This is a genomic window from Anaeromyxobacter oryzisoli (assembly GCF_022690765.1).
In the GTDB taxonomy this organism is placed as follows: Bacteria; Myxococcota; Myxococcia; order Myxococcales; family Anaeromyxobacteraceae; genus Anaeromyxobacter; species Anaeromyxobacter oryzisoli.
Window position 1 is genome coordinate 1 of record NZ_JALCZA010000073.1, and the last position, 23,536, is coordinate 23,536.

At 74.0% G+C, this 23,536-nt stretch carries 14 protein-coding genes; 4 read left to right on the forward strand and 10 right to left on the reverse strand.

Going from position 1 to position 23,536, the window contains the following annotated elements; all coding sequences use genetic code 11:
* The 3 genes from MNZ27_RS18390 to MNZ27_RS18400 form a co-directional block, all read right to left on the reverse strand.
* On the reverse strand, nt 1-1,141 hold a 1,141-nt coding region (locus MNZ27_RS18390; protein ID WP_242395553.1), incomplete at its 3' end, for a DUF3999 family protein.
* Nucleotides 1,141-4,788, reverse strand: a complete 3,648-nt coding sequence (locus MNZ27_RS18395) for a DUF2339 domain-containing protein (RefSeq protein WP_242395554.1) — start codon at nt 4,786-4,788, stop codon at nt 1,141-1,143. The genes MNZ27_RS18390 and MNZ27_RS18395, both read right to left, overlap by 1 nt.
* Nucleotides 4,789-4,919: 131 nt before the next feature.
* Complete coding sequence (locus tag MNZ27_RS18400; protein ID WP_242395555.1) at nt 4,920-8,582, reverse strand: DUF3683 domain-containing protein; 3,663 nt, start codon at nt 8,580-8,582, stop codon at nt 4,920-4,922.
* A 191-nt stretch (nt 8,583-8,773) separates the two neighbouring features.
* Here MNZ27_RS18400 and MNZ27_RS18405 point away from each other — a divergent pair, with 191 nt between their 5' ends.
* A complete protein-coding gene (locus MNZ27_RS18405; protein WP_242395556.1) occupies nt 8,774-9,178 on the forward strand; it encodes a bacteriohemerythrin in 405 nt (134 codons plus the stop codon).
* 319 nt (nt 9,179-9,497) lie between these two features.
* Nucleotides 9,498-12,944, forward strand: coding sequence for a pyruvate carboxylase (locus tag MNZ27_RS18410; protein ID WP_242395557.1), 3,447 nt, complete (start codon nt 9,498-9,500; stop codon nt 12,942-12,944).
* 29 nt (nt 12,945-12,973) lie between these two features.
* Here MNZ27_RS18410 and MNZ27_RS18415 read toward each other — a convergent pair whose 3' ends face one another.
* Together MNZ27_RS18415 and MNZ27_RS18420 are read right to left on the reverse strand one after the other, a co-directional pair.
* Complete coding sequence (locus tag MNZ27_RS18415) at nt 12,974-15,226, reverse strand: ATP-binding protein (RefSeq protein WP_242395558.1); 2,253 nt, start codon at nt 15,224-15,226, stop codon at nt 12,974-12,976.
* Between the two features lie 158 nt (nt 15,227-15,384).
* A complete protein-coding gene (locus tag MNZ27_RS18420) occupies nt 15,385-16,473 on the reverse strand; it encodes a hypothetical protein (protein WP_242395559.1) in 1,089 nt (362 codons plus the stop codon).
* 336 nt (nt 16,474-16,809) lie between these two features.
* On the opposite strand from MNZ27_RS18420, the gene MNZ27_RS18425 reads away from it, so the two are divergent.
* Nucleotides 16,810-17,781 carry a quinone oxidoreductase family protein gene (locus tag MNZ27_RS18425; RefSeq protein ID WP_242395560.1) on the forward strand — a complete coding sequence of 324 codons (972 nt, stop codon included), beginning with the start codon at nt 16,810-16,812 and terminating at the stop codon, nt 17,779-17,781.
* A 127-nt stretch (nt 17,782-17,908) separates the two neighbouring features.
* Nucleotides 17,909-19,549, forward strand: coding sequence for an AMP-binding protein (locus MNZ27_RS18430; protein ID WP_242395561.1), 1,641 nt, complete (start codon nt 17,909-17,911; stop codon nt 19,547-19,549).
* A 39-nt stretch (nt 19,550-19,588) separates the two neighbouring features.
* Here MNZ27_RS18430 and MNZ27_RS18435 read toward each other — a convergent pair whose 3' ends face one another.
* From MNZ27_RS18435 to MNZ27_RS18455, 5 genes are all read right to left on the reverse strand, one after another.
* Entirely contained in the window at nt 19,589-20,977 is a 1,389-nt protein-coding gene (locus MNZ27_RS18435; protein ID WP_242395562.1) for an NAD(P)(+) transhydrogenase (Re/Si-specific) subunit beta, read from the reverse strand.
* Nucleotides 20,974-21,279: an NAD(P) transhydrogenase subunit alpha gene (locus tag MNZ27_RS18440; protein WP_242395563.1), complete on the reverse strand. Its 306-nt coding sequence runs from the start codon at nt 21,277-21,279 to the stop codon at nt 20,974-20,976. Before MNZ27_RS18440 ends, MNZ27_RS18435 begins: the two co-directional genes overlap by 4 nt.
* A gap of 2 nt (nt 21,280-21,281) precedes the next feature.
* Entirely contained in the window at nt 21,282-22,382 is a 1,101-nt protein-coding gene (locus MNZ27_RS18445; protein ID WP_242395564.1) for a Re/Si-specific NAD(P)(+) transhydrogenase subunit alpha, read from the reverse strand.
* 16 nt (nt 22,383-22,398) lie between these two features.
* On the reverse strand, nt 22,399-22,815 hold the full coding sequence (locus MNZ27_RS18450) for a CBS domain-containing protein (protein ID WP_242395565.1): 417 nt from the start codon (nt 22,813-22,815) through the stop codon (nt 22,399-22,401).
* Nucleotides 22,816-22,916: 101 nt separating this feature from the next.
* Nucleotides 22,917-23,536: hypothetical protein (locus tag MNZ27_RS18455; RefSeq protein ID WP_408629699.1), on the reverse strand; the 620-nt coding region annotated here is incomplete at its 5' end.

The window sequence follows — 23,536 nt, forward strand, 5'->3', positions numbered from 1 at the left end:
CGCCGGCGCGCGCGGTGGCTGGGCGGAGCCGGCCGAGGCCGGGGCGGAGCGCCTCGAGGTCGTAGCGCGGCGCGCGCAGGTCCGGCGCGCCCAGGCGAGCCTCGAGCGGCGCGCCGTCCGCGCTCTCGAACACGAGCGCCGCCGCCGGCGCGAGCTCCGCGTCCGCGGCGAGATCGGCGAGCGGCGGGTTCTCGCCGTCCTCCACGACCAGCTCGAGCTCGAGCTCCTCCGGAGTCGCGACGGGGACGGCGAGCTGCGTGGCGACGACGCCGTCGCGCTCCGAGCGGACGAGCACGGCGGCGCCGAGCTCCACGGGCGCGAGCTGGTCGCCCGCGAGCCGCTGCTCGAGGACGCGCGCGCTCCGCGAGACGCGCGGAGTGGTGGTGGTCAGGACGATCCCGCGCACCGGCAGGTGGGGGCCGGGCAGGACGAGCGCGTAGCGCGAGGTGCCGGGCTCCGAGGGGCGGGGCTCGACGCGGAGCGCGACGCGGGGCCGGGCCGGCGATGGGACGCCGTCCGCGAGGAGCGCCGCCGCGGCGCGCAGGGGCGAGAGGCGCGGCGTGCGCCGATCGTCCAGCACGGCGCGGAGCCACCGGACCCGGGCCGGGGCGAAGCGGACCGTGTCGCGCACGAGGCGGTCGCCGGGCGCGCAGCCGTCGCGCCCCTCGGTCGCGAGCGCGTAGAGCGTCTCGCCCTCGGCGAGCGTCGTCCAGCGGCGGCCGTCGCCGCTGCCCTCGATCCGGGCGCGCTTCTGGAAGAGCAGGCACGGTGCGTACTCGAGCCGCACCCCGGCGACCTCGCGGACCTCGCCGAGGTCCGCCTCGTCGCCGCTCTCGAGCCTGGTACGCGGGATGGGGCGCACACGTGCCGCCGGAACCCAGCGCGGCGCCTGCTCCGGCGGCGGCACGAGCAGGTACGGAACCTCCCGGCCGGCCCGGTCCGCGAGGCGCAGGTCGGAGAGATCGCCCGACGCGGACGCGGACAGGTACGCGGGCGGAACCTCGAGCCGCTGGAGGCCCGCTCCGGCGGGGTGGATCGCGAACCGATCGAGCGCCGGGGCGCCGGCGGGATCGGCGGCGCGGGCGGCGTCGGGAGCGGCGAGCAGGGCGACGGCGAGGAGCGCGGCGGCGGGGCGCGACATCAGCGGACCTCCGGTCCGGGCACCGCCTGGTCGGCGGGGCGGAGGACGAAGCGTTGCAGGACGACGGCGACCCCGGCGAGGCAGGCGGCGAGGCCGACGAAGGACGCGACGCGGTAGAGGCCGTCGAGCCGGGCGAGGTCGTGCAGGAACGCCTTCAGCACCGTCGCCGCGAGGAGCGCGATGGCCGCGACGCGCGTGCCGCGGCTCCGCAGGACGACGCCGGCGATCAGCACGCCGAGGGCGAAGATCGCCCAGGCGATCGTGTACGTCAGGTCCGGCGCGAGGCCGGCGGAGAGCCGGAGGACGGGGCGCGGCCCCTCCGACCAGAAGTCGGCGATCTCGAGGTTGACGAGGACGAAGAGGAGCACGCCCCCGCCGGCGCCGAGGAGCGGCGCGAGGCGCGGGGTGCCGGGGGCCAGCCGGGCGTCGTCGCGGGCCAGGAGGCGCGCCCCGACGAAGTGGGCGGCCGCCGCGAGCGTGTACGCGTAGAGGTACCAGTTCCAGATCGGGATCCCGCTCCTCGGCTGGTACGCGAGGACGGCGGGGTTCAGCGCGAGGCGCACGAAGACGGCGGCGAAGAGCGCCGCGGCCCAGGCGAGGAGCCCGCGGTGCGGGATCCGCCGCCAGAGCCACGAGAGCGCGGCGGCCTGGAGCGCCCAGCCGACCGTGATCCACTGGCGCTCGAGCTGGAGCGGGATCGCGACGGTGACCAGGGCGAGGATGGCCCCGGCGACGGCGGCGCGCCGGCCGGCGTCGCGCCCGCGCGCGAAGCCCGCACGATCGAGCCGCACGAGCGTCACGAGGTGCGGCACGAGCAGCGCCGCGAGCACCACCGGGAGCGCCCCGAGGACGGGGCCCGCGCCGAGCTCCACCAGCGCGGGGCGGGTGACGAGGAACGCGAGCGCGCTCGAGCCGATCGCCGCGAAGAACGGAGATCGCTCGCCGGGCGCGCGGCGCGCCCGGAGGAGCGGGTACGCGAGGATGAGCAGGTGGAGCGGCGCGGCGAGCCAGAGGCGGGCGGCCGGATCGGCCCCGTCCAGCGCGAGCGGCGCGAGCGCGACGGCGGTCGCGGCCGTCGCGGCGAGGCCGCCCGAGGGCGCCCGCCACGCGACGAGCAGCAGCCCGAGCACGAGCGCGGCGTGGGCCGGGACGAGCGCCGCGAGCGGGAGGCCGGCGCCGAGCGAGGCGGCGTAGAGGACGAGCTGGGCGCCGTGGAGCGCGGCCGCCGCGGCGAGGGCGAAGGGCCCGGGGGCGGCGGGCTCCGCGCCCATCCGGCGCGCGCCGAGGAACCCGCCGGCGCCGAGCGCGCCGAGCGCGAGCGCGGCGGCGGCGCCGGACGAGGCGACGCCGGGCTCGGCGCCGAGGGCGGCCTCGAACGAGACGAGCACCACCCCGGACGCCACGGTGGCGGCGAGCAGCAGGTCGCCGCGGCGCGTCCGGAGGGCGGCCGAGAGGAAGCCCAGGTCCAGCGCGCCGAGCACCGCGAGCCAGGCCCAGGGCGGAAGGGCGAGGTCGGCCCGGAGGGCGACGACGAGGACGAACGCGTGCCCGGCGAGCCCGAGGAGCGGCGCGGCCCGGAAGGCGCGCGCGGCGTCGCCCGACGGGACGCCCGGCGCGGCGAGGACCGCGCCGGCGAGCGCCACGAGCGCGAGCGCCCCGGCGGCGAGGACGGCGGGGAGCAGCACCGCGGCGGCGAGCGCCTGCACGCACCAGAGGGCGAACGCGAGGAGCCCGAGGAGGACGCCCGCGAGGGCGAGGAGCGGCGAGCGGCCGAGGAACGCCTCCCGGAAGAGCGCCGCCTGGAGGAGCGCGGCGAGCGCGACGAGCCCGCCGAGGGCGGCGAGGCCGGCGTGCGCGGCCGGCGCGCCGCCGAGGAAGACCAGGAGCCCGGCGCACGCGAGCAGGAGCGGAGCGGCGCCCGGGCCGGGCAGGGGGCGCCCGAGCCGCTCGGCCAGCAGCGGAGCCGCGAGCGAGAGGCCACCGGCGGCGCCGTAGGCGAGGAGCGCCGGGAGGAGGGTCGCGGCGTCGAGGTGGAACGAGGACCAGATCGCGAGCGAGGCGACGGCGACGGCGGCGCCGACCAGGTGGACGCGAACGTCGCGGCGGAGGATCGCGAACGCGGAGCACGCGGCGGCGAGGGCGAGGAGCGGGAGGAAGAACGACGCGACGGGCGGTGCGGAGAGGCGCCCCGCCACGACCGGGAACGCCGCCAGGACGAGCGGCGCGGCGAGCACCCCGAGGCGCCCCTCGGCCCGGAAGTCCCTGCCGACGCGGGCGAGGAGGAGCGGCACGCCGAGGTAGAGGAGGACGAAGAGGGCGAGGAACGCGGAGAGCCCAGGCCACGCGGCCGCGGTGAACGATCTCGCCAGGAACGCCGCGACCGTGACGAGCACCGCGCCCGCGCCGCCGAGGTGGAGCCACTCCGGCCCCTGCCACGCCGCCACGGCCGCGAGCCCGAGCGCGACGACCGCGAGGAAGCCGAGGAGGAGCGGCCACTGCGTCGCGTAGTCGCCGCTCGCGGCGACGTGGAGCGCGAAGAGCGCGGGCGGGACGGCGCCCGCGGCGGCGGTGAGCCGCGCGAGCACCGGCGACGTCGCGTCCGCCGCGCCGCGGCGCGCGAGGGCGAGCCCAGCGAACCCGACCGCCGGGAACACCAGGAAGACGCCGACCGCGATCGGGAGCTGCGACGCGTCGAGGAACCTCGCCACCCAGCCGGCCTGGTACGCCGCGGTGAACAAGAGCGACAGGGCCGAGAGGAGCGGCCAGCGCTTCCGGATCGCGACCCAGGCGAGCCCCACGTTCAGGAGGAGCAGGTACGAGAAGAGGCCGAGGGGCCGGTTCTCCCCGGTGGAGAGGAGGATCGGCGTCGCGAACCCGCCGGCGAGGCCGAGCAGCGCGACGACGAGCGCGTCGCGCCGGATCGCGAGGAGGACCGCCACCGCCGCGACGAGGGCGAGGAGGCCGAAGGTCGCGAGGGCGGGCACCAGGCGCCAGAGCGCGTGGGCGGCGTAGAACGTCGCGAAGAGGGTGGCGATGCCGCCCGCGGCGAGCGCCTGCGCGGTCACGCGGTATCTCTGCGCGCGCCGGGTCTCGCCACCGACGAGGAGGGCGAGGCCGGCGGCGACGCCGATGGCGAGGCGCACCGGCGCGGTGACCCAGCCGTGGTCCACCGAGTACCGGGCGAACGAGACGGCCGCGACCACGACCGCGACGCCCGCCAGCCAGGAGTAGAGCTTCACGCCCACGAGCCGCTCCCAGTCGAGGCGGAGGTCGAGCGGGAAGCGCGGGAAGCGCCGGCCGGAGGGCGGCGGCGGAGGAGGCGGAGGGAGGCGATCGAAGGGCGGCGTGGTGGGCGCGGTCAGCGGAGGCGGGAGCGGGCCGACATCGCCGGGGGGCGCGGGCTCGGTCGGAGCCGGCGCCGGACCGGGCGCGGGGACGGTTGTGGCCGCGGGGATGGCCGAGGGTGAGGGGGCGGTCGCGGGTGCGGGTTCGCGCGGCGCCGCGGCCGGGCGCGCCAGCTCGAGCTCCCGCACCCGCGCGGTGAGCCTCTCCAGCTCGTCCGCCAGCTCGCGCTCCCGCCGCTTCCGCCGTGCGAACCCGACCGCGGTCCACGCGGCGAGCCCGCAGACGACCAGGAATTCCAGCATGGCCCCTCCCTCACCCAGAAGCATACCTTCGAGGGAGGGGCTCGTGGGCCATCAGATGCCAGACGGCCGAGCGTTGCCGGACGCAGGGTGGAGGGACCCCGCCGCATGGCGGGGGGCGGGGCGCAGCCCCGTCAGAACTGGATCGCGCGCGCCGACCGCGCCCGGTCCTTGAACCGCTCGAGCCAGTCCGGCCCGCTCATCTTCTCCGCCATCGCGACGGCGAGGTGCTTCGGCTCGACGCCCATCGCCGCGTTCCGTCCGAGCCCCTGGACGCAGGACGGACAGTTCGTGAGCACGACGGCGCCGCGCGGCCGATCCTGGAGCGCCTCGCCGAGCGCGACGCGCTTGCGGTGCAGCATCGCGTCGGAGATGTCCGGCCTCGACAGCGGGAGCGTCCCCGCCTCGGAGCAGCAGTGCGGGACCGCCTCGATCTTCCCGAACCCGCCGAGCTTCACGAGCACGTCCTTCGCCTTGCCGTCGAGCGAGTCGTGGCAGGGCGCGTGGTAGAGGTACCGCTCCTCCTCGGCCGCCGCCTCGCCCTGCGCCGCGCCGCCGGCGAGCTTCAGGCCGCGCTCCGCCGCGTAGGCGGCGATGTCCACGATGCGCCCGCCGAAGAGCTTCCCCGCCTCCATCACCTCGAGCCCCTCGCGGCAGGTGCCGCACGTGACGACGCAGCCGTCGAACGCGAGATAGCTGAACATGTCGCGGATCTGGCTGAAGAGGATCGTGTCGCGGAGCGCGGTCTGCGAGTACATCTCGGTCTTCGCGTTCACGTGGGCCGGGAACCCGCAGCAGAGGAACGGGGGCGGCAGGATCACCCGCGTCCCGAGCTCGACGAGGACGTGGATGGCGGCCATCGAGATGTGCGACTGGAGCCGCTCCGAGCCGCAGCCCGGGAAGTAGAACACCGACCGGGCCGCCTCCGAGGCCGGCTCGAAGACGAGCACCTGGTCGGGCGCGCACGGCGGCAGCACGTCCCGGAGGGTCTCCGGCGGGACGGGCGGCACGGGCGAGCGGAGGAGCTGGAGCGGGTAGAGCCTCGGCTTGCCGTCCGCGGGCTGCAGCGGGGCGGCGACCTCGCAGCCGGTGCGCTGGAGCGCGCCGCCGACGCGGATGAAGGCGTCGCGGAAGAGCCGGTTGTAGGCCGGCGAGCGGCTGTCGAGGTACCCGAGCGACGCGCGCGTCGCCGCGGTGGTCCGCTTGTAGCCCCAGCTCGAGAGGATCTCGCGCTCGAGGACCGACACCGCGCCGGTGTCGATGTCCACCGGGCACGGCTTCAGGCACTTGTGGCAGATGGTGCAGTGATCCGCCACCTCCTCGAGCCAGCGGAGCAGCTCGAAGGTGGTGCTCCGCTCGCGCTGCGCGTCGTAGAGGAGCGCCTCGATGAGGGCGCCGATGGCGAGGTTCTTGTTCCGGGGGTGGAAGAACATCCCCCGCGCCGGGTGGTACACGCAGCAGTCCGGCTTGCACTTGCCGCAGCGGACGCAGTGCGCGATGGAGCGCGCCAGCTCCTCGAGCTGGCCGTGCTGGAGGATGCGGGCCTCGAGCTCGAGGAGGTTGAACGACGGCGTGAACACCCGGTCGAGGACGTCCACGTCCTCGAGCTTCCCCGGGTTCATGAGGCCGGTCGGGTCCACCTCGCGCCGGTGCGCCGACAGCTCGGCGATCCGCTCCGGCTCGAGGTACTTGAGCTTCGTGACGCCGATGCCGTGCTCGCCGGAGACGACGCCGCCGAGGGCGATCACCTTCTCCATCACGACGTCGATGACGCGCTCGGTCCGCCTGAGCATCTCGCGGTCGTTCGAGAGGACCGGCACGTTCACGTGCACGTTGCCGTCGCCGGCGTGCATGTGCGTCGCGAGCACGACGCGCCGGTCGCGGACGTGCGCGTACGCGGCGTCGAGCGTCTTCACGAGGCCCGGGTAGCCGTGGAGGAGCTGGGCGAGGTCGCCCCGGAACTCCGTCATCGGCGCGAGGGAGCGGAGGTCGCGGGCGCCGGCGCGCCCGAGCACGTCGCGCGCGCGGGCGCAGCGCTCGAGGGCCGCCGGGACCTTCCCGCCGAGCCACTCCGGGTCGTCCTTCGGCGGCGCGGCGGTCCGGAGGAGCTCCTCGGCGCGCTCGACGAACCGCGCCTGCGCGTGGCGCTCCTCCTCGACGTTCGTCGCGTCCACGAAGCGGGCGAAGGGCGCGAGCTGGTCGAGCGGGAGGACGATGTCCTCGTTCATCTTGAACGCGTTCGTCCGCCGCGCGATGGCGCCGAGGCGCTTCCGGTCGGCCCAGTACCGCTTCCCCTCCGCGGCGTCGCGCGCCTCGAAGAGGACCGTGTTCGGGTGGCGCTCGAGGATCTTCCGGATCTTCGCGACCCCGCGCTGCGCCTGCTCCGGCGTGTGGCCCACCACGTCCACGAGCAGCACCGCCCGCGGCGTCTCGGCCCGGGCCGCCTTCACCTTGTACTCGATGGCCCGGACGTACTCGTCGTCGAAGTGCTCGAGCGCGGTGAGGGCCTCCTCGCCCCCGTTCGGGAACGGGAACGCCTGCGCGAGCGCGAGGATGACGAGGCTGGCCTCGTCGAAGTCCGGGCCGAAGAACTCGAGGCAGAGGGTCTTCTTGGCCTCGTACTCCGGGTAGAGGACGAACCGCGCCGAGGTGATCACCCCGTCGGTCCCCTCCTTCTGCAGCCCGGGGACGCCGCCCAGCGCCTTGTTGGTGATGTCCTTCCAGAGCCCCTTCTTGCGGATCTCCGACCCGCGGAGCTGGATCGTCTTCACCACGCCGGCGTCGTCCTCGCGGACCTCGAACGTCACGGTGTCGTCCGGGAGGATCTTGCGGAGCGCGTGATCGGCGCGGGCGACGGTCCAGCGCTTCCCGGAGGGCATCGCCATCCGCCAGGAGACGAGGTTGTCGATGCAGGTGCCCCACTGCACGCAGTCCTTGCCGCCGGCGTTCTCCGCGACGTTCCCGCCGATGGTGCAGGCCCAGGCGCTGGTCGGGTCGGTCGCGAAGACGAGGCCGCGCTCCGACGCGTACTCCATCGCCTTCTCGGTGATGACGCCGGCCTCGAGGTCCACCACCTGCGCGGTGGCCTCGCAGCCGTCCGGCATGCGGAAGGTCTGCTCCGAGACGCCGCGGATCCGGTTCAGCTTCTCGGTGTTCACGACCACGCAGCCGGGCCGCAGCGGGACCGCGCCGCCGGTGAGCCCCGTCCCGCCGCCGCGCGGGATCGCCTTCAGCCCCAGGCGGCGGATCCCGGCGAGCACCGGCGCGACCTGCGCCTCGTCGTCGGGCATGACCACCGCGACGGGGAGCTCCAGGCGCCAGTCGGTGGCGTCGGTCGCGTGCGACACGAGCGTGAACGGGTCGAAGAGGACCGCGTCCTTCCCGACGATGGGCGCGAGCTCGCGGACGACGCGCTTGCGCAGCTCGGGCGCCTCGGTGATCTCGGCGCGGAAGGCGGCGAGGAGCGCCCGGCACTCGGCGAGGACCTCGAGGACGCGGGGCTCGCCGTTCGCGTTCCGCTCCACGATGCCCAGGTCGGTCTCGATGTGCGCGAGCAGCCGCCGCCGCCGGGCGGGCGAGTCCACGAGCTCCTGGTGGAGGAACGGGTTCCGGCGGTGGATCAGGATCTCGCCGAAGAACCGCATGAGCAGCCGCGCGCTCCGGCCGGTGACCCGGCGGGCGCGGAGCTCCTCGAGCTTCTGCCAGGTCGAGGGGCCGAGGAGCTGGGAGATGGCCTGGCGGTCGTCGGCCGACGTGTAGTTGAAGGGGATCTCGCGGGGGTTCTCGATGGCGCTCATCGATCGGGCTCTGGCGACGGTCCCATGTGGACCGGAACGGCCAACATACCAGCTTTCCTGCCCGCAGTCGCCCCGTTGCCTTGAAAATCGCGGGCTTGTCTTCTCGCCAGGTCTGGTACGGTTGCGTCACTCTGCCACGGAGCCCGGGCGAGCGCTGGTCCGGGGGGCCGAGATGGGGCGATACTCCGCGCGTGCCCGTCCAGTGGACCGCGGCCCTCGCCGTGGGCATCCCCGAGATCGACCATCAGCACCAGGAGCTGTTCCGACGCGCGGAGCGGCTCATCCTGGCCCTCCGCGCCGGCGATCGCTCGGAGGTCGAGCCGCTCGTCGAATACCTCACCGACTACGTGGCCGAGCACTTCGCCTCGGAAGAGCGGCTGATGCGGTCGGTGGCGTATCCCGCGTACGAGCTGCACCAGGCCGAGCACGCGCGGCTCCGCGCCGACGTCGGGGAGCTCGCGAGCCGGTGCGCGGAGTACGGCCCGAACCCGCTGGTCACGCTCATGCTCCACAACTGGATCTCCGACTGGCTGCGCCGGCACATCGGCAGCTCGGATCGCGCGCTCGCCCGCTTCGTCCATCAGGACGTTCGCTGACGCGCCGTCCCGCGATGATTCATCTGTGAAACCGGGTGGTTGCGCGCGGCCTCCGCACCGCGAGGTCGCGCAGGCGCGTCGAGCCTCGAACCGTTCGAAAGAGCAATCCGGGGCTCGACGAGGTGCGGCGAGGTGTGTTCTTCTGGACCTGCGACACTGAACCGCGCTGAGCAGGCCGGGCGCCGCGACGCCCGAGACCGACGCAGCGACGACGCCTCTCCCGCCGACCGCGGACGGTGATCGCGTGACTCCCAGCTTCAGAGAACTCGGGCGCGCCACACCGGGCGTGACCCAAAGTCCCGTCGTTCCGGAGCACACCATGTCCATCCCGTTCAAGCGCGTCATGGCCGCGAACCGCGGCGAGATCGCGATCCGCATCTTCCGAGCGTGCACCGAGCTCGGCATCCAGACCATCGCCATCTACTCGGAGGAGGACCGCCTCTCGCTGCACCGCTACAAGGCCGACGAGGCCTGGCTGATCGGAAAGGGGAAGAAGCCCATCGAGGCGTACCTCGGCATCGAGGAGATCGTGGACCTCGCGAAGCGGCTCGAGGTGGACGCGATCCACCCCGGCTACGGCTTCCTCTCCGAGAACCCGGACTTCTCGGAGGCGTGCGAGCGGGCGGGGATCGTCTTCATCGGCCCGACCGCCGAGATGCAGCGGCGGCTCGGCGACAAGATCGCCGGCCGCAAGGCGGCGCAGGCCGCCGGCGTGCCGGTCGTGCCGGGCACGCCCGAGCCCATCGCCTCCGACGAGGAGGCGCTCATCTTCGCGAAGCAGCACGGGTACCCGATCATCGTCAAGGCCAGCGCCGGCGGCGGCGGGCGCGGGATGCGCGTCGCGCGGGATCAGCGCGAGCTCCTCGAGGGGCTCGTCTCGGCGCGGAGCGAGGCGCAGGCGGCCTTCGGCAACCCGGCGGTGTTCCTCGAGCGCTACATCGAGCGCCCGAAGCACATCGAGGTCCAGATCCTCGGCGATCACCACGGCAACCTCGTCCACCTGTTCGAGCGCGACTGCTCCATCCAGCGCCGGCACCAGAAGGTGGTGGAGTTCGCGCCCTCGCTCGCGCTCACCGAGACGCAGCGCGAGGCGATCTGCCAGGACGCCCTCCGCATCGCGCGGAGCGTCTCGTACCGGAACGCCGGCACGGTGGAGTTCCTCGTGGATCAGGAGGGGCGCCACTACTTCATCGAGGTCAACCCGCGCATCCAGGTCGAGCACACCGTCACCGAGACCATCACCGGCCGGAACCTCGTCCAGGCGCAGATCCTCGTCGCGCAGGGGAAGCGGCTCTCCGATCCGGAGATCGGCATCGCCCGCCAGGAGGACATCCAGCGGCGCGGCTACGCGATCCAGTGCCGGATCACCACCGAGGACCCGCAGAACGGCTTCGCGCCCGACTACGGGACGATCCAGGCGTACCGCTCGCCGGGCGGCTTCGGCGTCCGGCTCGACGCCGGCTCCGCGTTCACCGGCGCGGTGATCACCCCGCACTACGACTCGCTCCTCGTGAAGATCACCACCTGGGGGCTCACGCTGGGCTCGGCGGCCCACGTGATGGACCGCTCGCTCCAGGAGTTCCGCGTACGCGGGGTGAAGGCGAACATCGCGTTCCTCGAGAACGTGATGCGCCACCCGGTGTTCCTCGAGGGGCGGTGCGACACCTCCTTCATCGAGGCGCACCCCGAGCTGCTCCAGGCGCAGCAGCGGAAGGACCGCGGCACGAAGCTGCTCAAGTTCATCGGCGAGGTGACCGTGAACGGCTCGCCCGGCGTGACGCGGCGCCTCGAGGCCGCCACGCTGCGCGAGCCGCGGATCCCGAAGGTGGACGTCTCGAGGCGGCCGAAGGGATCGCGCGACGTGCTCCTCGAGCGCGGCCCGGAGGGGCTCGCGCGCTGGGTGCGCGCGGAGAAGAAGCTCCTCTTCACCGACACGACGATGCGCGACGCGCACCAGTCGCTCCTCGCGACCCGCATCCGCAGCCACGATCTGCTCCGGATCGCGGAGGCGACGAGCGTCCTCGGCGCCGGGCTCTTCTCGATCGAGTGCTGGGGCGGCGCGACCTTCGACGTCGCGATGCGGTTCCTGAAGGAGGACCCCTGGGAGCGGCTGCACAGCCTGCGCAAGGCGATCCCGAACGTCCTGCTGCAGATGCTGCTCCGCGCGTCCAACGCGGTCGGCTACACGAACTACCCGGACAACGTCGTCGAGCGGTTCGTCGAGGAGGCGGCGAGGAGCGGCGTGGACGTGTTCCGCGTCTTCGACGCGCTCAACTGGACGAAGGGCATGAAGGTCGCCATGGAGGCGGTGCGGCGGCAGGAGAACGCCGTCTGCGAGGCGGCCATCTGCTACACGGGCGACATCACCGACCCGCGCCGCGACAAGTACCCGCTCGACTACTACGTGAAGCTCGCGAAGGAGCTCGAGCGGATGGGCGCCCACTTCCTCGCCGTGAAGGACATGGCGGGGCTCCTCAAGCCCTTCGCCGCGACCAAGCTCGTGAAGGCGCTGAAGGAGAGCGTGGGCCTCCCGGTCCACCTCCACACGCACGACACCTCCGGCGTCGCCTCGGCGACGCTCCTCGAGGCGACGCGCGCGGGCGTGGACGTGGTGGACGCGGCGCTCTCGTCCCTGTCGGGCCTGACCGCGCAGCCCAACCTGAACTCCCTCGCCGCGGTGCTCGCCGGGAGCGAGTGGGATCCGCGGCTCGACGCGGACGGGCTGCAGCTCCTCGCCAACTACTGGGAGACGGTGCGCGAGTACTACGCGCCGTTCGAGTCCGGCCTGAAGAGCGGGACCGCCGAGGTCTACCGGCACGAGATCCCGGGCGGTCAGTACTCCAACTTCAAGCCGCAGGTGGCCGGCCTCGGCCTCCTCGACCGGTGGGAGGAGTGCAAGGACATGTACCGCAAGGTGAACCTGCTCTTCGGGGACATCGTGAAGGTCACGCCGTCCTCGAAGGTGGTGGGCGACATGGCCATGTTCCTGGTGAAGAGCGGCCTCGAGCCCGAGGACCTGTTCACCGAGAAGGGGAAGGACCTCGCGTTCCCCGAGTCGGTGGTCGGCCTCGCGCGCGGCATGCTCGGCCAGGTCCACGGCGGGTTCCCGGAGCGGCTCCGGAAGGTGATCCTCAAGGACCAGCAGCCCGTCACCTGCCGGCCCGGCGAGCTGCTCGAGCCGGTGGATCTCGAGGCCGAGCGGAAGCGGGCGTCGGAGAAGATCGGCGGGTACGTGGACGACAAGGCGCTCGTCTCGTTCCTGCTCTACCCGGCGGTGTTCACGGAGCTGCAGCGCCACCGCGACGAGTACTCCGACACCTCCGTGATCCCGACCCCGGTCTTCCTCTACGGCCTCGAGCCCGGACAGGAGACGTCGATCGAGATCGAGCCCGGGAAGACGCTCATCGTGCGGCTCGTCAACGTGGGCAAGGTCCAGAAGGACGGGACCCGCGACCTCCACTTCGAGCTGAACGGCGACGGCCGGACCATCACCGTCCGGGATCAGTCGGCGGGGCAGAACGGCCCGGTGCGCCCGAAGGCGGAGCGCGGGAACGCCGCACACGTCGGCGCGCCGATGCCCGGCAAGGTCGTCAAGGTGAACGTCAAGCCGGGTGACGTCGTGCGGGCGGGGGCGGTGCTCCTCGTGACGGAGGCGATGAAGATGGAGACCAACGTGAAGGCGAAGGCGGACTGCCGGATCGCCGAGGTCCGCTTCAAGGAGGGGGACAAGGTCGAGAAGGACGACCTGCTCGTCGTGCTCGCCTGATCGTGACGCCCGGCGCCTCCCCGCTCGCGTCAGCGCGAGCGGGTGGCGCCGTCGGCCGGCGCGCCGCCGTCCCCGGGCGGCGGCGCGTCCAGCACCTCGCGGACCCGCGCGACGAGGACGTCCACGCCGAACGGCTTCGCGAGGAAGCCGCGGCCGGCGGCGTCCACGCCGCGCGCGTCGAGGTGGCCCCCGGTGTACCCGGACACGAAGAGGACCCGCAGCCCCGGGAACCGCGCGGCCAGCGACGCCGCGAGCTCGGGGCCGCTCGACCCCGGGAGGATCACGTCCGTGACGAGCAGATCCACCGGGCGTCCGCCGGCGCCGTCGAGGGTCGCGACGGCCGCGAGCGCCGCGGAGGGCCGGTCCGCCTCCACGACGCGGTAGCCGGCGCCCGAGAGGGCGCGGCGGGCGAGGCCGCGGATCGCCGGGTCGTCCTCGACGAGCAGCACGCGCTCCCGCCCCGTCGTGGGCGGCGGCGCCGGCGGCGGCGCGGACGGCGACGCCTCCTCGGCTCGGGGGAACCAGAGCCGGAACGTGGTCCCCTGACCCGGCAGGCTCTCGACGCGCGCCACGCCGCCGGCCTGCTGCACCACCGCGTAGACGGTGGACAGGCCGAGGCCCGTCCCCTTGCCGGCCGGCTTGGTGGTGAAGAACGGCTCGAAGGCGCGCGCCCGGGTCGCCTCGTCCATGCCCGCCCCCGTGTCGCGCACCGAGACGGCGACCAGCGGCCCGGCCGGCAGCCCCGGATCCCGCCGGCGCTCGGGCGCGTCGGCCGGGACGGCGCGGACCTCGAGCTCCAGCGCCCCCCCGCCCGGCATCGCGTCCTGCGCGTTGACCGCGAGGTTCAGGAGCGCCTGCTCGAGCAGCGCGGGATCCGTCCGCACCAGGCAGCGCTCGGGCGGCAGGTGCACCGCGAGGGCGACGTCCTCGCGGAGCAGGCGGCGGAGGAGCCCCTCGACGGTGACAATCGCCGCCCCCACGTCCACCAGCCGCGTCTGCGCGACCTGCCGCCGGCTGAACGAGAGGAGCCGCCGCGTCAGCTCGGCGCCGCGGCGCGCCGCGCTCACGATGTCGTCGAGGTCCTCCCGGGCGGGGTGATCGCCGATCGCCTCGCGCGCGAACTGACCGGCCCCGAGGATCGCGGTGAGGAGGTTGTTGAAGTCGTGGGCGATCCCGCCGGCGAGCTGGCCGACCGCCTCCATCTTCTGCGCCTGACGCAGGTCCTCCTCGAGCCGGCGCCGCCCCTCGAGGGAGGCGGCGAGCTCGTCGAAGGTGCGCGCGAGCTCCCCCAGCTCACCCCCCGCGACGACGCCGGTGCGGGCCGAGAACTCTCCGCGGGACAGCCGGCGCGCGGCCGCGACGATCGCCTCCAGCCTCCGGACGAGGAGGAGGTGGTCCGCGAGCGCCAGCGCCAGGATCGCGAGGAGCGCGATCGCGCCGTAGACCGCGAGCGAGCGCCGGAAGAGCTGGCTCGCGAAGCCGGAGGCGGCCGCGGTCGGGAGGCCCACCACCACGCGCAGCGCGGCCGTGCCGCTCGGCTCGCGCACGGTCTCGAACGCGTACAGCCGCGCCACGCCGTCCGGCCCGCGGAGCGACACCGCCTCGCCGGCCGGCGTGTCGAGCTGGCGCGCGAGCGGGTCCGGCAGCGACGCGCCCGGGGCGAGATCGCACCCCGCGAGGACGCGGCCGGCCCCGTCGGTCACGTACGCGACGGCGCCGGGCGGGAGGACGAGGTCCTGGAGCTGCCGCTGGATCGACTCCGCCGAGAGGCGCGCGTACGCGACGCCGCGCGGCGCCCCGTCGGGCCCGACGATCGCGTGCCCGAACAGGATCGACGCGGCCCCGTCCAGGCGGCTCACCTGGTAGTCGCCCGCCGCGAAGCCGCGCTCGGCCAGCGCCCGCTGGAAGTGCGGGCGATCGCTCATCGAGAGCGGCGGGGCGCCCGGCGTGGAGTTGCAGAAGGTGACGCCCGCGGTCGTTGCGGCTCCCACGTTCGAGAGCTCGGGCACCTGGGCGCGGACGTCCGCCGCGAGCCGCTGGCACCCCTCGGCGTCGAGCGTGACCACCGGCCGCATCAGCGCGAACCCCGCGAGCAGGCCGCGCGCCGCGGCGACGTTGCGCGCCTGCTGGTCGGCCGCGTGCCGGGCGAGGCGCGAGACCTCGCCCTCGCCGCCCCGGATCATCGCGGCGCGCTCGGATCGCGACGCGACCCAGAGCAGGAGGAGGCCCGGGGTGAGCGCGACCAGCACGAGGATCGCCATCCGGGTGCGCAGGCTCTGCACGGGGCGGCACCGTAGCCCAGGAGGGTCGCGCGCGGGAAGGGGGGCGCCGGGACGGCGCCGCCTGGCGAGGACCCGGACCCAGGGTCGTGGCCCACCGGGCCGCCGCCGCCCTCGATCCGGCGTTGGGGCGCGGGCTCGAATGCGAGGGGGTGTCGCCGTCAGGGCTTCGCGAGCAGGCGGGGCCAGGACCGGTACGTGCAGGCGTCGGCGGTGGTCTGCTGCACCACGGTCCCATCCCATCCCTGATCGACGATCCCGGTGGTGCAGGGCGCGCCGTCGCCCTCGCCGCGGTGGAGGACCACGTGGCCGCAGAGGCGGCCCGAGGGGGCGAGCAGGTCGATGGTCTGCGAGCAGTCGCCGGATCCCTGCCCGGCGGGAGGGAGGAGGGCATACCCTTCGTTGGCGCGGGTGAACCGGAACGTCCAGCCGTCCCGAGCGGACAGCCAGGCGGGCGCCGGCTCGCTCGCCTGGGCGCGAGGCGCGAACCGGCGGGCCCAGTGCCCGCCCCGGCCGACGGCGATCCCGCCGTCGAGCAGCGGCGCGGCGGCGAGGACGCCGCTCGGGCTCTGGCCGAGGAGCCGCAGGTCGTCGGCGCCGATCTCGTGGACCACGCCGTCCGCGCCGACCCACCTGACGAACAGGGAGCCCGCGAGCGGCCACGCGACGAACGCTTCGCCGCCCCGGGTGACCGCGCCGAGCACCAGGATCGGCTCGGTCTCGGATCCCAGGACGGACACGGCCGCGCTCGGCGCGCCGCTCGCGTCGAAGCGGTGCGTGTCCACGCCGGCGAAGTGGTTCCCGGTGGAGGAGACCGACACCACCGCCGCCAGGGATCCGCCCCGCGGATCCGCCGCGAGCGCCCAACGAGGGTTCTGCGAGCCGCCGGAGGAGGAGAAGATCTGGTCCGCGCGGGCGACCGCGCCGTCCGGGGCGATGGACAGGTGCTGGAGGGTCGTGGCCACCTCTCCGGCGGGCTCGGCCCGCACCGCGTGCCACCCCCGGAGGTCCGCGACGAGCGGCGGCGCCGCCTCGAACGTCTGCGCCGGCGAGCCGTCCGCCCCGAACGCCTGGAAGCTCGACGCGCCGCTGCCGGTCGCCTCGACCGCGACGCTGCCGGTGCCATCCGAGAGGCCGCCGGCGCACGCGTGGCCGTCGGGAGGCGCGACCGCGATCGCGACCGGTGCGGGGGCCTGGTCCGGGACCAGGCCGTCGCACTCGGAGCTCGCGTCGACGCGCTCGAGCGTCACGGTGGGCGTGGGCGTGGGAGTCGGGGCCGGGGTCGGGGTCGGGTTGGGAGTCGGGGTCGGGGTGGGAGTGGGGGTCGGGGTGGGCTCGGTGGGAGGGCTGGGCTCCGAGCCCCCGCAGGCGAGGGCGGTTGCGATCGCCAACCACGCGATCGCGAGGCGAGCGCGCATGACCACGATCTCTCCACGGCAGACCAGGCGTGCCAGGGCCAGCGTGAGCACGATGTGACATCGGGGGGGCGCGCGCGGGCGTAGCCTCGTCACGCCGGCCCGGCGACGCCTGCCCGGTCGGCCGCCATCGGCGAGGGCCGCGCCGTGACGGGCCCCGAGGAGATCCGAATGCCCAAGGCCATCCGCATCCACGCCGTCGGAGGTCCCGAGGTCCTGCACCTCGAAGACGTGCCCCTCGTCGATCCCGCGCCCGGGGAGGCGCGCGTGCGGCACGCCGCCGTCGGCGTGAACTTCGTGGACATCTACCACCGCACCGGGCTGTACCCGCTCCCGCTGCCGACCGGCCTCGGCGTGGAGGGCGCCGGCCGCGTGGAGGCGGTCGGCGCGGGCGTGACCGCGGTCCGGCCGGGCGACCGCGTGGCCTACGTCGCGGGGCCGGGCTCCTACGCGGAGGTCCGGAACGTCCCGGCGGATCGCCTGGTGAAGCTCCCGGACGACGTGACCGAGCAGACCGCCGCCGCGGTGTTCCTGCGCGGCCTCACGGTCCAGGCGCTGGTGCGGCGGACGTACCCGGTGAAGCGGGGGGAGACGGTCCTCTGGCACGCCGCGGCCGGCGGGGTCGGGCTCATCGCGGTGCGGTGGCTGAAGGCGCTCGGCGCGACCGTGATCGGCACGGTCGGCTCCGACGAGAAGGCGGCGCGCGCGCGGGCGGCGGGGTGCGATCACGTCGTCGTGTACTCGCGCGAGGACGTCGTGAAGCGCGTCCGCGATCTCACCGGCGGCGTGGGCGTACCAGTGGTGTACGACGCCGTGGGGAAGGCGACCTTCGACGCCTCCCTCGACTGCCTCCGCCCGCTCGGGATGATGGTGACGTTCGGGAACGCGTCGGGGCCCGTCCCCCCCGTGGACCCGGCGCTGCTCGGGCGCAAGGGCTCCCTGTTCCTCACCCGCCCGAGCGTGTTCCACTACGTGGCGCGGCGCGAGGATCTCGAGCGCGCCGCGGCGGAGCTGTTCCAGGTGCTCCGGTCCGGCCAGGTGAAGGCCGAGATCGGCGGGACCTGGCCGCTCGCGGACGCGGCGAGCGCGCAGGAGGCGCTCGCGACGCGCGCCACCACCGGCTCGGTCGTGCTGCTCGTTTGACGCGCGGCGTCGGACGCCGTGACGCCCCGGGTCGCAGTGCGGACGCGCAGCCCCTTCCGCGCGAGGGCGTGCGTCGCGTAGCATCGCCCACCCTTCGTAGAACGTCCCCTCGAGGAGCACCACCACCTTGTCCGTCCCATCCTACCTCTGCGGGCCCTCCACCACCCCTCTCCTCGGCGTCACCATCGGCGAGCACCTCCGCGGCATCGTCGAGCGGTTCCCGGATCGCGACGCGCTCGTCTCGGTGTACCAGGGCTACCGCGCCACCTACCGCGAGTTCTGGGAGGAGACCTCCGCGCTCGCCCGGGCCCTCTACGTCCGCGGCGTGCGGAGGGGCGACCGCGTCGGCGTGTGGTCGCCGAACCGGTACGAGTGGGTGGTGATCCAGTACGCGACCGCCCGGATGGGCGCGATCCTCGTGAACATCAACCCCGCGTACCGGGTGCACGAGCTCGAGTACGCCCTCAAGCACGCCGGCGTCTCGACGCTCCTCCTCGCGAAGGGGTTCCGCCGCTCGGACTACGTGGCGATGGTGCGCGAGGTCCGCCTCCGCTGCCCCGAGCTGCGCCAGACCATCGTCATCGACGACGAGTGGGCGGACCTGAAGGAGGACGCGCGGCGGCTGTCGCCGGACGAGCTCGCCCGGCTCGAGCGGGAGCTCCAGTTCGACGACGCCATCAACATCCAGTACACGAGCGGGACGACCGGCTTCCCCAAGGGCGCCACGCTCTCGCACCACAACATCCTCAACAACGGCTTCTTCATCGGCGAGTTCCTGCGCTACTCCGAGCAGGATCGCGTCTGCATCCCCGTGCCGTTCTACCACTGCTTCGGGATGGTCCTCGCGAACATGGCGATCACCACCCACGGGGCGGCGATGGTCATCCCGGCGGAGAGCTTCGAGCCGCTCTCGGTCATGCGGACGGTGCAGGAGGAGCGGTGCACGGCGCTCTACGGCGTGCCGACCATGTTCATCGGCGAGCTGGAGCACCCCGAGTTCGAGGCCTTCGACTTCTCGACCCTGCGCACCGGGATCATGGCGGGCTCGCCCTGCCCGATCGAGATCATGAAGCGGGTGCAGAAGGACATGCACATGCCGGAGATCACGATCTGCTACGGCATGACCGAGACCTCGCCGGTGTCCGCGCAGTCGCGGACGGACGACCCGCTCGAGAAGCGGGTGGCGACCGTCGGGCAGGTCCACCCGCACGTCGAGATCAAGATCGTCGATCCCACCACCGGCCGCATCGTCCCGCGGGGCGTGCCCGGGGAGCTGTGCACGCGCGGCTACTCCGTCATGCTCGGCTACTGGAACGATCCCCGCGCGACCCGGGAGGCCATCGACGACGGGCGCTGGATGCACACCGGCGACCTCGCGACCCTGGACGACGACGGCTACGTGAAGATCGTCGGGCGCATCAAGGACATGGTGCTTCGCGGCGGCGAGAACATCTTCCCGCGCGAGGTGGAGGAGTTCCTCTACACGATGCCGGGCATCTCCGACGTGCAGGTCGTCGGGGTCCCCGACGCGAAGTACGGCGAGGAGCTCATGGCGTGGGTGAAGCTCCGCCCCGGGGTCACCCTCACCGGCGAGGAGATCCGCGCCTACTGCAAGGGCAAGATCGCGACGTACAAGATCCCGCGCTACTACAAGTTCGTGGACGGCTTCCCGATGACGGTCAGCGGGAAGATCCAGAAGTACAAGATGCGCGAGATCGCGATCCAGGAGCTCGGGCTCCAGCACGCGGCCTCGATCGAGACCGCCTAGACGGCGGCGGGCGCTGCTCCCTCGGCTACGCGGCGCCTCCTACAGCTGCTTGATCTCCTGCACCAGCCGGGCGAGGGACGCCTTCGCGTCGCCGAACAGCATGGCGGTGTTGTCGCGGTAGAAGAGCTCGTTCTCGATGCCCGCGAAGCCCGGCCTCATGGAGCGCTTCAGGACGATGACCTGCTTCGCCTCGTCCACGTTCAGGATGGGCATCCCGTAGATGGGCGAGCTCCGGTCGGTGCGGGCGGCGGGGTTCACCACGTCGTTCGCGCCGACGACGAGGGCCACGTCGGCGTTCTTGAACTGATCGTTGACGTCGTCCATCTCCTTCAGCTTGTCGTAGGGGATGTCGGCCTCGGCGAGGAGCACGTTCATGTGGCCGGGCATGCGACCCGCGACGGGGTGGATCGCGTAGAGCACGGTCCCGCCGTTCTTCTCGACGAGCTGCGCGAGCTCGCGGACCTGGTGCTGCGCCTGCGCGACCGCCATCCCGTACCCTGGCACCACGATGACGAGCCGCGCGAAGGCGAGCTGGATCGCCGCGTCCTCGGGCGTGATGGCGTGGACCGTGAGCCCCTCCGCCGTCTTGCCCGCGGCCGCGGGCGGGGATCCGAACGCGCCGAACAGCACGTTCGTGAACGACCGGTTCATCGCCCGGCTCATGATGATGGAGAGGACGAAGCCGGAGGCGCCGTCGAGCGCCCCGGCGATGATGAGGACGTCGTTGCCGATGGCGAAGCCGGTCGCGGCCGAGGCGAGCCCCGCGTACGAGTTCAGGAGCGAGATCACGACCGGCATGTCCGCGCCGCCGATCGGCAGCACCAGCGACCCCCCGAACGCGAGGGCGAGCGCCACCATCGCGTAGAACGCCGCCGGGCGCGCCGGGTCGGCCACGAGCGACGCGAACAGCGCGACCGCCGCCGCGAAGATGGCGAGGGAGACCACGTTCTGGCCGGGGAACGTCACCGGCCGCGACGGGAGGAGCTCCTGGAGCTTCCCGAACGCCATGAAGCTCCCCGTGATGGTGAGCGCCCCGAAGAGCACCTCGAACCCGAGCGCCGCCATCTCGACGCGCCCGACCTGGGCGCCGTCGCCGAGCGTGTGGTACTCCGCGACGCCGACCAGCGTGGCGGCGACCGCGCCGAACATGTGCGAGATGGCGATCCGCTGGGGCATCGCCGTCATCGGGACGTACACGCCGAGCGGGTAGCCGATGACGGCGCCGAGGGCGAGCCCGGCCACGATCCAGCGGTAGCTCACGATGTCCTGGTGCAGCAGCGTGCCGACGATCGCCACGAGCATGCCGAGGGCGGCGAGCTGCATGCCGCGCCGGGCGCGATCGGGGTGCGTCAGGCTGCGGAGCCCGAGGATGAACAGGATCGAGGCGAGCAGGTACGCCGCCTCGATGAGCGCCGCGCGGGGCGTCACCGCCGCTCTCCGCCCGGCCTGGGGGCGCGGCGGAACATCCTGAGCATGCGGTCGGTGATGATGAAGCCGCCCACGACGTTGATGGTCGCGGAGGTCACCGCGACGAAGCCGAGCACCGAGGCGAGCCGCCCGCGCTCGGCGCCCGCGAGGACCAGCGAGCCGACCAGCGAGATGGCGCTGATCGCGTTCGTCGCCGACATGAGGGGGGTGTGGAGCAGGGCCGGGACGCGGGTGATCGTGAAGAACCCGACGAACCCAGCCAGGAGGAACACGTACAGCTGGAGGAGGCTCGCGCCGTGCATGGTCAGAAGAGCACTTCCCCGCCGTCCACGACGAACATCGGCCCCGCGATCTCGTCCGCCCGATCGGCGCGCAGGACGCCGTCCTCCCCGCCGAGGTGCAGCAGCAGGTTCGTCACGTTCCGGCCGTACAGCTGGCTGGCGTGGAGCGGCAGCGTGGAGGGCAGGTTCACCGCCCCGATGATCTGGACGCCCGCCTCGACCACCGTCTCCCCGGCGCGGGTCGGCTCGCAGTTGCCCCCGGCCTCCGCGGCGAGATCCACGATGACCGAGCCGGCGCGCATCGCCCGGATCGCCGCCGTCGTGATCAGCCGGGGCGCCGGCCTGCCCGGGATCAGCGCGGTGGTGATCACGAGGTCCATGTCCTTCACGTGCGCGCTCACGGCGGCGAGGACCCGCTCCTGCTCGGACGCGCCGAGCTCCCGCGCGTACCCGCCCGCCGCCTCCGCCGCGACGGCGGGGATCTCGACGAAGCTCGCGCCGAGGGACTGGACCTGCTCCTTCACGACCGGCCGCACGTCGAAGGCGGAGACCACCGCGCCCAGGCGCCGCGCGGTCGCGATGGCCTGGAGCCCGGCGACCCCCGCGCCGACGACGAACGTCCTGGCGGGCGCGAGGGTGCCGGCGGCGGTGGTCATCATGGGCAGGATCCGCGGGAGCGCCGCGGCGCCGAGCAGCACCGCCTTGTAGCCGGCGAGGGTCGCCTGCGAGGAGAGCGCGTCCATCGCCTGCGCCCGGGTGCTCCGCGGCACGCGCTCCATGGCCAGGGCGCGGACGCCGCGGGCCGCGAGCCGCTCGAGCAGCGTCCGGTGGCGATGTGGCGCGAGGAGGGCGACGAGGAGGGCCCCCGCGGGCAGCGCGTCCGCCTGCGCGTCGGAGGGGCGCTGCACCATCGCCACCACCTCGGCCTGCGCGAGCGCGCCGCCGGCGTCGCGCACCGCCCCGCCCGCCGCGGCGTAGGCCGCGTCGTCGAACCCCGCGGCGTCGCCCGCGCCGCGCTCGACCTGGAGCACGTGGCCCGCCTTCGTCAGGCGCGCGACGTGCTCCGGGGCGAGGGCGACCCGCCGCTCGCCGGCGACAGCCTCCCGGAGTACGGCGACGCGCATCGCCCCCTGCCTTCGGTCACCGCCCGCCGATGTAGGTCTGGAGCTGGTCGATGAGGAACTCCTTCTCGTCCAGCATGAGCTGGATGATGTCCCGCATCGAGACGATGCCGAGCACCTCGCCCTGCTCCTCGACGATGAGGTGGCGTGTCGCGTTGTCGCGCATCATCGCCGCGGTCTCCACCTCGCTCGCCGACGGGGAGATCCGCGGCAGCACCCGCATCGCCTCGCGGATCGGCTGGCGGCAGCTCCCGTCGCGCGCGAGCACGGTGCTCACGAGATCGCGCTCGGTCACGAGCCCCACGATCCGATCGCCGTCCTTCACCGCGATCGAGCCGATCTTCCGCTCGGCCATGAGCCGCGCCGCGTCGAGGATCGGCGCCGCGCCGTCGAGGGCCACCACGTCCCGGGTCACGTGCTTCCGGATGGACGCCATGCGAGCCTCCTCTCGCCGTCAGCGACGATCCCCTTAACCCGGCGGGCGCGGCGCGCCGGGCGATGCGCCGGCCCTGTCGGGGGCGCCGTCGCCCGTCGCGGTCAGAGGCTGTTCCGGTTCACGGGCCACATCCCGGATCGGATCCCACCATAGCGGCGGACGCAGGGCTCCGCGGCGTCCGGCCGATCCCACACCATCGCGGCGAACTCGCCGTCCACCCCGTCCCAGCGCGAGCTGGCGTGCATCGGGTCGCCGAGCTCGTAGTGCCCGAGCTCGTGGAGCAGCTCGGCGGCCTCGAAGCAGCCCTCGGAGTCCGGCGGCACCCGGACGGACAGCGTTTGATTGAGGTAGTCCGTGCAGCCCTCGTTCTCCGACGAGAAGTAGCAGACGTACTCGGGCGAGTCGCGGTACTGGATGCGCCACCCCGACAAGGAGTGAAGGTTCCAGTAGGGCAGCTCCAGGTCGAGGATCCGGTCCACGCGCGCCTTGGCGTCGGCGAGGTCGGCGGGGTCGGTCACGAACTCGACGCAGGCCCCGTGGCTGTCGAAGTCGCACCGCCACGGCTCGCACCCCGCGACGCCCGCCGCCGTCGCCGCGAGCGCCGCGAGCGCCGCGAGAGACCGCCGCCGTCCGCCCCCGCCCCCGCCCACGCCCGCGAACCTGCGCAGCGGCCCGGAGCCGCGGAACGACCCGCCGCGTCGGCCGCTCGGGGCGACGGGCA